The 9,913-nt window shown below is 64.5% G+C and carries 9 protein-coding genes; all 9 read right to left on the minus strand.

The features are described 5' to 3' along the window. Positions 1-85: 85 nt before the first annotated feature. On the minus strand, positions 86-793 hold the full coding sequence (locus EBS11_RS20190; protein ID WP_290605724.1) for a transposase: 708 nt from the start codon (positions 791-793) through the stop codon (positions 86-88). A gap of 132 nt (positions 794-925) precedes the next feature. After that, positions 926-1,072, minus strand: coding sequence for a hypothetical protein (locus EBS11_RS20195; protein WP_290605725.1), 147 nt, complete (start codon positions 1,070-1,072; stop codon positions 926-928). Positions 1,073-1,090: 18 nt separating this feature from the next. Continuing rightward, the gene (locus tag EBS11_RS20200; protein WP_034780956.1) at positions 1,091-1,771 is read right to left on the minus strand and encodes a response regulator transcription factor; all 681 of its coding nucleotides are present in this window, start codon (positions 1,769-1,771) and stop codon (positions 1,091-1,093) included. A 137-nt stretch (positions 1,772-1,908) separates the two neighbouring features. After that, positions 1,909-3,045, minus strand: coding sequence for a HAMP domain-containing sensor histidine kinase (locus EBS11_RS20205; RefSeq protein WP_290605728.1), 1,137 nt, complete (start codon positions 3,043-3,045; stop codon positions 1,909-1,911). Between the two features lie 49 nt (positions 3,046-3,094). Continuing rightward, entirely contained in the window at positions 3,095-6,199 is a 3,105-nt protein-coding gene (locus tag EBS11_RS20210; RefSeq protein ID WP_290605730.1) for a DEAD/DEAH box helicase, read from the minus strand. A 209-nt stretch (positions 6,200-6,408) separates the two neighbouring features. Then, complete coding sequence (locus tag EBS11_RS20215; RefSeq protein WP_290605732.1) at positions 6,409-6,897, minus strand: YbjN domain-containing protein; 489 nt, start codon at positions 6,895-6,897, stop codon at positions 6,409-6,411. A 25-nt stretch (positions 6,898-6,922) separates the two neighbouring features. Continuing rightward, positions 6,923-7,621: a hypothetical protein gene (locus EBS11_RS20220; protein WP_290605734.1), complete on the minus strand. Its 699-nt coding sequence runs from the start codon at positions 7,619-7,621 to the stop codon at positions 6,923-6,925. Between the two features lie 6 nt (positions 7,622-7,627). Beyond that, positions 7,628-9,367, minus strand: coding sequence for a putative porin (locus tag EBS11_RS20225; protein ID WP_290605736.1), 1,740 nt, complete (start codon positions 9,365-9,367; stop codon positions 7,628-7,630). Between the two features lie 37 nt (positions 9,368-9,404). Next, positions 9,405-9,913: TonB family protein (locus EBS11_RS20230; protein ID WP_290605738.1), on the minus strand; the 509-nt coding region annotated here is incomplete at its 5' end.

The raw sequence follows: 9,913 nt of genomic DNA on the forward strand, positions 1-9,913 counted from the left end.
CTAAAAATTTAATAGGGACATAGTCAAACGGATTTCAATAAAAGCGCGGAAAGGAAGCATTTTTTGTTTTAAATGCGAAGGGGTTTCACTTGGCGTCCGCTTCGACCACGATTTTGCGGGGGCGTCCCCGCTTGGCGGGCAGCACTTGCCGTTTCATTTTCAGTTCCAGCGCCTGCTTGAAGGCGTCGGCACCCAGGGGCCAGCCCTTCAGCACGGCCTGCTCCACGACCTTGACCTGGCTGCTGCTCAGGCCCTGCTCGAACAGGCGCAGGTAGGCCGCTTCGCGGTCGAATGGCGTGTTGCCCAGCGCCCAGTACAGCGCATGGTCCGTGATGACGGGGTCGGGGCGCACGCCCGCATGGTGGGCATAGCTGGACCATGCGTGGTCCAGCGCCTGGCCCGCCAGTCCCGCCTGCACGGGCACGGCTTCCAGGTAGCGGCAGCAGGTGAGGAAGAAATTGTCGGGATCGATAACGGCCGTTTTGTAGCGTCCCTGCCACAAGCCGCCTTCGCGATCATATTTTTGGTTGAAATACGGCACGTAATAGCGCCCCAGCCACTGCATCAGCTGGCCCAGGCCCGTCGCATCGGCCGGTGTCGCCAATAAATGTAGCTGATCAGGCAATAAAACATAGGCGTGGATGGCCACCTTGAACATTTTCGCGCCCGTTTTCAGCCAGGACAGGAATTGCGCATAGTCCGCCGCATCCTGGAACACGGGCTGGCGGTTGCTGCCGCGCTGGATCACGTAATGGGGCAGTGCTGGGATGATGAGACGGGGCAGACGGGCCATGGCAGAATCGCGAAATGAAGGCTAAGGCCTTGATTCTACACAGGATACGTACAAGACGCGACTCTGACCCTGTTTTATTTGACGTGCTGGAAAAAGCGGTTGACTCTGTCCCTTAATTTCAGAACAGGATGCTCATGCACCGTCGCACACGGCAAGTGGGTAGTTCCAGCGGCCGCCATTGTCGAGACAGCTGTCGATTTTCCATTCCTGACGCAGCCACAGGACAGCACGCGACAAGCCAGCGATCAGCAGCAGCCCGAGCAGGGAACGCCATTTCATGGAAACCGCCGGTGGCGGTCAGGACAAGTTAAAACTGGCCGACAGGCTGTAGCCTTCGCCGTAGGCGCTGCGCAGGGGCAAGTCCTGGCCCAGGCCCGTCTTCGCCTTCTTGCGCAGGCGGTACACGAGCATGTCGACCCGGCGGCCCGCATCGGGGTCTTCGCCACCCATGCCGGCCACGATGACGTCGCGCGGCACGGGGCGGGTGTTGATGGTCAGCAAATGCAGGAAGTTGAATTCTTTTTCCGTCAGGGCGATGACCGAGCCCATCAGCTCAAGTTGGCGAGCGCTTACTTTCAAGGTCCACTTTCCCGGCTCAGGCACGGGGTCTTGCGGACCGACACGGCGGTCGAGCGCCTCGATGTGGGCGGCCAGTTCGGGAAACTTGATCGGCTTGGTGAGATAGTGGTCGGCGCCCAGGCGCAGGCCCAGGATGCGGCTGTCGAAGGCCACGCGGCCCGTCAGCACCAGCACGCCGATCTGCGGATACAGCTGGCGCATGCGGGGGATGACATTGAAACCATCTTCATCGGGCAAGCCCAGGTCCAGCACCACCACGCCTACATTGCCATGGCTGAGCGCAGTCCACATGCCGCCAGCCGAGCTGGTGATATGGACTTCGTGCTCGAGCTCAACGAGGAACTCCGCCATGTCTTCGGCGTAGTCCAGATTGTCTTCGACGATCAGTATTTTCGTCATTGCTACGCCATTCTTCCGTTAATGAGCTGCCGTGGGCAAACCGTGCCAGTGACTTCTGCACCATGATGGACGGCACAATAGGTTTACGTCAAGGAATTATCACGGTTGCCTTCAGCGGAAGCAAGGCTTTTCCTTGTCTAGACAGGAAGCGGCAGCCAAATGCGGAAAAGCGCCCCGCCTTCGGGCAGATTATGCCCGTGCAAACTCCCCCCATGCACCTCGACCACGGCACGCGCCATGTACAGCCCCAGGCCCGCGCCGGGATGCGTCGCATGGATTCCACGGAAACCTTTTTCGAACAGGTGGGGCAGCTCTTCTTCCCGCAGGCCGGGTCCCGCATCGCGCACGCACAGCGCCACGCCGCCCTCGGGCGCCAGGCTGCCCGACAAGGTGATGGCGCTGCCGGGCGGGCTGAACTTGACGGCGTTATCCAGCAGGATCTTCAGGCACAGGGCCATGCCGGGCACGTCGCAGCGCAGTTTGCCCGGCAGTTCCTCGTCCAGTTCCAGCCGCACCGTGTGGCTGGCGGGCACGGTGGCCGCCGCCTGTTGCAGCAGGGCCAGCGGCGCGATGCCGTCGGCCGCCCGTTCGCGGCCGATGGCCGCCATGCGTTCGGGCGACAGATAATCGTCGATCATGCCCAGGAGGCGGTCGACGGCCGTCTGGATCTTGACGTAGCGCTTGCGCGTGGCTTCGTCCGCCTCGCCGGACGTCGAGACGAGGCGCTGGATGGCGCCGTCGATGGTGGCCAGCGGCGTGCGGAATTCATGCGACAGCATGGAAGCGAAGCGCTTCTGCTCCTTTTCCCGTTCCGCCTCCTGCGCATGGACCGCGCTGACGTCGCGCACCGTGCCCGCCACGCTCACGCCCCGTCCTGCCGCAGCCGGCACGAGGGTGGAATGGATTTCCAGCGCCAGCGCGTGCCCGTCCGCATGCGGCAGCTCCACTTCGCGCAGCAGGGTCACGCGGCTGGCATCGCCGTCGCGCCAGCGCTGCAGCCGGGCCGGCACGTCGGCCGCCAGGCGCGCCGCGTGCGCGCGCAGGGCGGCCGGGTCGTAACCCGTCATGCGCTGCGCGGCGGGGCTGATGTAGATCAAGTCGAGGGTGGTGGCGTCGAGCAGGAAGGCCGCATCGCGGCCATGTTCGGCCAGCAGGCGGAACTGTTGCTCGCCGGCCCGCGCGCGCAGCAGGGCGCGGCGCAGCTGGACGAAGCGCAGCGCCATGAGGATGGCGCCGGCCAGCAGCAATACGAGGAACGGCAGGAAGGGCAGCATGCGTTATACCTGGCGAGAAAGAATCGCCAAGTATAAGCGTGCCGCGCCCTTAATCTTCCAGCGGGGCGAAAATCTGCTGCAAGTCTTCCTGTGTGAGGGCCATCTTTTGCGATTCGCCTTCGGCCAGGATCGATTGCGCCAGCTCCGATTTCTTTTGCTGCAGCAGCTGGATTTTTTCTTCCAGGGTGCCCTTCGCGATCAGTTTGTACACGAAGACGGGCTTGTCCTGGCCGATGCGCCAGGCGCGGTCCGTGGCCTGGTTTTCCGCCGCCGGATTCCACCACGGATCGTAGTGGATCACCGTGTCGGCCGCCGTCAGGTTCAGGCCCACGCCGCCCGCTTTCAGGCTGATCAGGAAGATGGGCACGGCGCCCTGCTGGAAGGCCGCCACCTGGGCGCCACGGTCCTTCGTCTCGCCCGTCAGCAGGGCGTAGGGAATGTCGCGCGACTCGAGTTCTTCCTCGATCAATTCCAGCATGCTGGTAAATTGCGAGAAGACGAGGATCTTGCGCCCTTCGTCGAGCAGGTCTTCCACCATCTGCATCAGGTCGAGCAGCTTGGCCGAACCGGCCGACTGTTTTTTTGCCGGCAGGGATTTCACGAGGCGGGGGTCGCAGCACACCTGGCGCAGCTTCAGCAGCGCTTCGAGGATGACGATCTGGCTGCGCGCCACGCCCTTCTTGTCGATTTCTTCGCGTACCTTTTGATCCATCGCAAGCCGCACGGTTTCGTACAGGTCGCGCTGCGGCCCCGTCAATTCCACCTTGCGCACCATTTCCGTCTTCGGCGGGAGCTCCTTGGCCACATTGTCCTTCGTGCGGCGCAGCAGGAAAGGCTTGATGCGGCGGTTCAGCAGCATGCGGCGCAGCGGGTCGTCCTGGCGCTCGATGGGGTGACGGAACTGGGTGTTGAAGGTCTTCTCGTCGCCCAGCAAACCCGGCAGCAGGAAGTGGAATTGCGACCACAGCTCGCCCAGGTGGTTTTCCAGCGGCGTGCCGGACAGGCACAGGCGGTGGCGCGCGCGCAGCAGGCCCGCGCTTTGCGCCGCCTTGCTGCGCGTATTCTTGATGTAATGCGATTCGTCGAGGATGACGAGGTGGAAATCGTGCTCGCGCAAGGTTTCCTCGTCGCGCGGCAACAGGGCGTACGTCGTCAGCACCAGGTCGCACTGGTCGATCTGGTCGAACTGCTGGGCGCGGTCCTTGCCTTGCAGCAGCAACACCTTCAGGCCGGGCGCGAACTTGGCCGCCTCGTCCTGCCAGTTGCCCATCAAACTCGTCGGCGCGATGACGAGGGCCGGATGCGTGAGGCGGCCCGCTTCCTTTTCCACCAGGATATGCGCCAGGGTTTGCACGGTCTTGCCGAGGCCCATGTCATCGGCCAGGATGCCCGCCAGATCGTGGTCGCGCAAAAATTGCATCCACGCCAGGCCGTCCGCTTGGTAATCGCGCAGGGTCGCCTGCAGGCCGGCCGGGGCCGCCACTTTCTGCACGGAACCGAACTGGCTCAGCTTGCGGCCCATGGCGCGCAGCTGTTCGCCGCCCGTCCACTGCATCTCCAGGCCACGCGCCAGCTCTTCCAGGCGCGCCGCATCCAGGGTCGACATGCGCACGGCATGTTTGATCTTGTCGCTGAAGTAGAGTTCCCCCAGGGTGTTGAGGATGGGGCGCACCCGGCCCCACGGCAAGGCGACGCGCGTGCCGTCCGGCAAGGTCGCCAGCATCTGGTCGTCGTCCGCATGGGCTTCGATGACTTTCGGGTTGAAATCGTTGGGCGCGTTGCGGATCAGCTGCACCAGCACGGGCAGCAGCGGCACTCTTTCCTGGTTGACGACGATGCCCAGTTCCAGCTCGAACCAGGCATTGCCGCTGTCCGGGTCCTGGTCGTCGATCTCCGCATACCAGTCGCCCACGTCGCTCACGTCGTAGCGGTACTTGGCCGTCTTTTCCACGATCCAGCCCTGCTCCAGCAAGGCATCGATGCCGGACTCGGCAAAGCGCAGCCATTCCGCCTGGGACGGCAGCAGCAAGGCGCCCTTCAAGCCGCTCAAGGGGGCGGAACCGGGCTTCTTGAATTGCAGCTCGGCCAGGGTGGCCAGGGCGCGCGCTTCGTCGACCGTATTTCTCTGGATAATTTCCGTCACCTCGCCCACTTGCCGCACCACGCGCTGCGACGGGTCGAACGAGACGCGCTCGCCATCGTAGTCGTAGGACAGCACGGCGAAGTCGTGCCAGCGCTGCAGGCTGCCGTCGGCCAGCATGGCGCTGTCGAGCAGCAGCACGGGTTGCGCGGGCACGTCCTTGCGCAGGCGCTGCGGCAAGGGCTGCGGCAGCGGCATCAGATGCTGCAAGCCCTGCGCCAGCAGCAGCTGCGACACGCGCACCTTGTCGTTCGCATTCAGGGGCGGCGCCTGCGCCACCAGCGCCTGCAGGTCGGCCAGGGAAATGTCCGAGCCGCCCTGGTTCAGTTCCAGCACGCCGCACGACAGGTTGTCGATGTACCACGGCGGATCGGTAGGCAGCATGTAGTCGATCTGGTCGGCGCCATGGTGCTTCGCGCCTTCCGGCGGGTCCACCTGCCAGCCCAGGCGCATGGTCTTGCCCTCGTCGCGCCAGAACAGGCGCGCCGGGCGCACGGGACCTTCCTTCAACGGGTACACGAGACCGTTGCCGACGTCGGCCCAGGAATTGGCCCACAGCAGCTTGTCCTGCTCGGCCAGCATTTTCAGCAGGGCCGCGCCCACCTTGCCCTTGGGCTCCGTGGCGCTGCCCGTCTGCGAGTTCTGCCCGCTGCGCATGGCCACGAAGAAGCGCACGAGGTCTTCATCGGCCGGCGTCAGGAACGTGGGCGGCGCCGACAGCAGCGAAAAGATTTCGCTGATGGGCGAAGCGGCCGCCACGTCGCCGTTCGGCCGCAGCCGCGCCTTGTACAGGCACAGGGCCACATGGCGGCCACCGCTGGTGGGCGCCAGCACGTAGATCAATCGATGCTGGTTGAGTTTGGGATCAGGCTCGGCAATCGTCAGCACGGCCTTCGGATGAGCGGCAGCCTCCACCCGCTGCAGCCAGGTGGCGACGGCATACGGCAAAGGCGCTCCCGGCACACTGGCCGGGGCAACTGGGGTTTCACTGGTTTCGTCGCGGGTAAAATCCATGGGGCGCATTATTGTGTAAAGGTCGTATCCAAATCGGCAACAGGCGATATTATCCGCCATACGGGCGTTGCTGGCTTGATTCACACACGCTCTTTCAGCAGTTTTAATGCGCGATGCCTAAAAAATAAGTATTTAATACGACACTTGCGCCATGCCGGCGGCAAAAAAGGCCCGGAATCGGCCATTTTTGCCGCTTGCGGGGCGCCTTGTCAGGCTGGCACGCTTTCCTCTTCCGTCACGGCTGGCGCGCCCACGGCCGGCGCGGCAGCGTCATGGGCGGGCGTAAAGTTGCGTAAAAACAAGAAAAACTGGCCCATCATCTGCGTCCACAATTGCAGATTGATATTCAGGTGCGTTTCGCTGATGCCGCCGGCAACCAGCACGTCCATTTCCAGCACGACGAAATCGCCATGCTGGGCCACGCGGGCAAAGCGCTTGCTGCGGTGCCATTCGGCCAGCAGGCCGGCCGGCAACTCGCCGCCCTGCACGCGCAGCGGACAGCTCAGGGTCAGGTCCGCATACTGGCCAGGCGCCGCTTCGTTGCCCCACAGCACCTGAAAACCGATGCCATGGCTGGCACTGTGCAGGCGCACGACGCCATCGTGTTCGATGCTGGTGACGGCGCAGCCGGCCGCCTTGATGGCGTCGGCCATTTGCTCGGCGTTCAGGGTGATCAGCAAGTTGTTGGTGTTTTCCATCGTTATTCCATTTCAAATAATAAAATCAGTGGGGCGCCGGCGCAGGAGCGGCCGGCGTTGCTGCAGCTTCGGTTTGACGCGCGTCAAAGCGGCCCTGGTACAGCTGGTCGCCGTACTGCTGGGCGATCTGTTCCAGCCTGACCCGGCTTTGCGCGGCAAACGGCTGGCGCGCCTGCATGACGCCCAGCACGTCGAGTCCTTCATACGCTTGCAAGATCTCCTGGCCGGTGGCGTACAGCTGGGCATTCTTGCCTTCGCAACGGGCCAGGGCGCCCCGCTGCGCCGCCACTTCGCCATCGAGGCGCAAGCGTTCCGCTTCCAGCTGCCTGCCGCTGGCCGCCAGGCTGTCGCTGGCCTGGCGGTACTGCTCCAGGCGGGCGGCCATCTCCTGCGCGGCGGCCGCGCCGCGCTGCTGGTCCTCGGCCAGTTTTTCCCGCTGCGCGCGCTCCTGCGCCAGCTGCGACTGGCTGCGTGCCAGGTCTTTCTTCAAGGCGTCGCTGGCCGGTGCGGCCACGGGCGCCGCCTTGGCGACAGGGGCGCCCTTGGCTTTCAGCATTTCCAGCTCGCCGCGCGTCTGCTGCAATTGCGCCGTGACATTGCGCAACTCGGCACGCAATCGCTCTTCCATGCTTTGCCCCTTTTGCGCCTGCGCCTGGGCGGTGCCGCCGGCCAGCAGCATCAGCAGCAAAGCCGGCAAGCGCGTTTTGTTGAAAATCAACATCATGGCTCCTTAAAAACGCGCATTCAATTCGATTTGCAGGGTGTCGATCGACAGCGCCGAACCGAACACTTCGCGGCTCGACGTCCAGCGGCCACTGAACCAGGTATTCCGGTCGATCGCATAGGCGCCGCCCAGGTAATAGCCGCGCGCATTCGTGCCGCCCAGGTGGAAGGTGGAATCGTTGTAGGCGTCAGGCAAGGCGTCCGGTTCGATGCGCTTGTAGCCCAGCAGCACGTTCCAGTCGCCGCGCGCCACGGTATTCGCCTTGCCCAGGGTTGCCTGCAGCATGTAGGCATTGCCGCCGCTCCGGAAATCGGCTTGCGAGACGCCGCCCGTGCCGCCGAAGTTGTTCATGATGCCGCCCTTGGCGCGCGCCCACATGGCATTCTTGTCGTAGGCCATGTTGCGCACATAATCGCCTTCGATGCGCAAGTCCGTGCCGCCGGCCACCTTGCTGTCCCAGCGCGCGTTCAGGTTAGCCAGGCGGAATTTCGACGCCAGGCCCACGTATTGCGGCTGCGGCGTGTTGGCCGGGTCCAGCGGATTGAGGGCGATATTGCGCAACAGCATCAAGCTGTTGCCTTTCTGCATGCTCGACGGACGCGACCAGTCCGTGCTGCAGCCGTCAGCGCCCGCGTACAGGGCGCATGGCTGCGAGTATTCGCCGCTGATGTTGCGGAAGTTGTAGTAAGCCAAGGCGCCGCGCAGCTGGTGGTCGCCATTGACCTTCCACGAGGCGCCCACTTGCGCGCCCAGCAGCCACTTGTTCTCGCTGGACATTTTGGCCTGGCTGCGGCTCGGCGCATTGTCGGACGAATACTCGAGCGGAATCAGGCCCAGGGTGCCGAAGACGGTGACGTCCTTGCTCGCGCCGACGGGCTGCTGCACCTTGGCGGCGATGCCGTCGAAATTGAGTTCGCTGGAAAACAGTTCATCTGCGGAAACAAATGGATTGTCGAAGCGGCCCGCCGTCAGCGTCAGCCAGGAAGCGGGCTTATACGACAGCCAGGCCTGGTCCAGCCAGATGTTTTTCTTGCCCAGGCCGCCGCCGAGGGTTTGCGTGGTGGACACGGGGCTGTCGTCATTGCCGCTGGCCAGGCGGATGCCTGCCTGCGTGCTGTCGGAAATGTCGGCCAGGATGCCCAGGCGGGCGCGGGCGCGCAGCAAGTGCTTGCGGTCTTCGCGCGTGTTCAGCAGCGCCGGCAGGGCCAGGTTGGTGTTCGAATTGACGTCGTAGCCGCTGCCGCTGTTGAGCGAGCGCCAGTCGATCTCGATATTGCTGTTGGCCATGTCGTAGTAACGCGATTCGTAGCGGGCGCGCACGTCGCCTTCCACGCGGAGGCGCTTGGTCCATGCCGGCACTTCGTTCGGCGCAGCCCAGCCGCCCGCCTGCGCTTCGGCCATGACTTGTCCCTTGATCTCGTCACGGATCTGCTCGCGCACGGTTTGCGAAATATACGGCACGCGCACGTCGCCCGGCTGCACTTGCGCCAGGGCCACGGGCGCGGCGGCGGGACGGGCTTGCGCAGCGGCCAGCGCTTCGCTCTGCGCCTGCGCCAGCAAGGCTTCGCCCGCATCCTTGTTCAGGGCGCCGCTCTGCATCAGGCCACGGATCAGTTTGACCATGGTGCTCTCGGCCGGTGCGGCGGCCTGGGCTTGCACCGCGCCCGCCGCCACGCTCAGGGCGAAGGCAGCCAGCGCCAGCGGCAGGCGGCGCGTGCGCCGTGGGGAAGAAAATAAGGAATTCATTGTTTCTTTCGGTAAAAATTAAAATGAATGTGTGCACTTACGGCCGGCGGCCCTTGATCGATACTCTCGCGGGGAAACGCAATGACGCCGGCGGCCGCTCGTCGGCGCGGAAGTCGCGCACCATGGCCAGCACCTGCTCGTCCGTCTGCGCATTGCCCGTGCCCTGCACGAGGTGCACCTTCGTCGTCCGGCCTTCCGCATCGAGCCACAGGTCGACGCGGATGTCGGCAAAGGCCAGCTGGCGCGTGCGCGGGTCGCGGGCAATGGCCAGCTGCAGCGCATTGGCCACATAGCGGCCGTACGATCCCGCGCCCAGGCCGCCGCCACCGCCGCCGCCCGTCATGCCGCCGCCGCGTCCGGCCTGGATGCCGAACGCGTCGCTGCCGGCCTGCGCGGCGCCGTCGATGGTGACGGGGTCGCCCTTGTCCGGCGACGGGCTTTCCGGCGCGTCCTCCATGGGCTTGTCGGCCGGCGCCGGGTCCGGCTCCGATACCTCGGGCACCACCTTGTCCGGCGTCGGCTCCGGCAGTTTTTCCGGTTCCGGCG

Source organism: Janthinobacterium sp., assembly GCF_009923995.1.
In the GTDB taxonomy this organism is placed as follows: domain Bacteria; phylum Pseudomonadota; class Gammaproteobacteria; order Burkholderiales; family Burkholderiaceae_D; genus Janthinobacterium.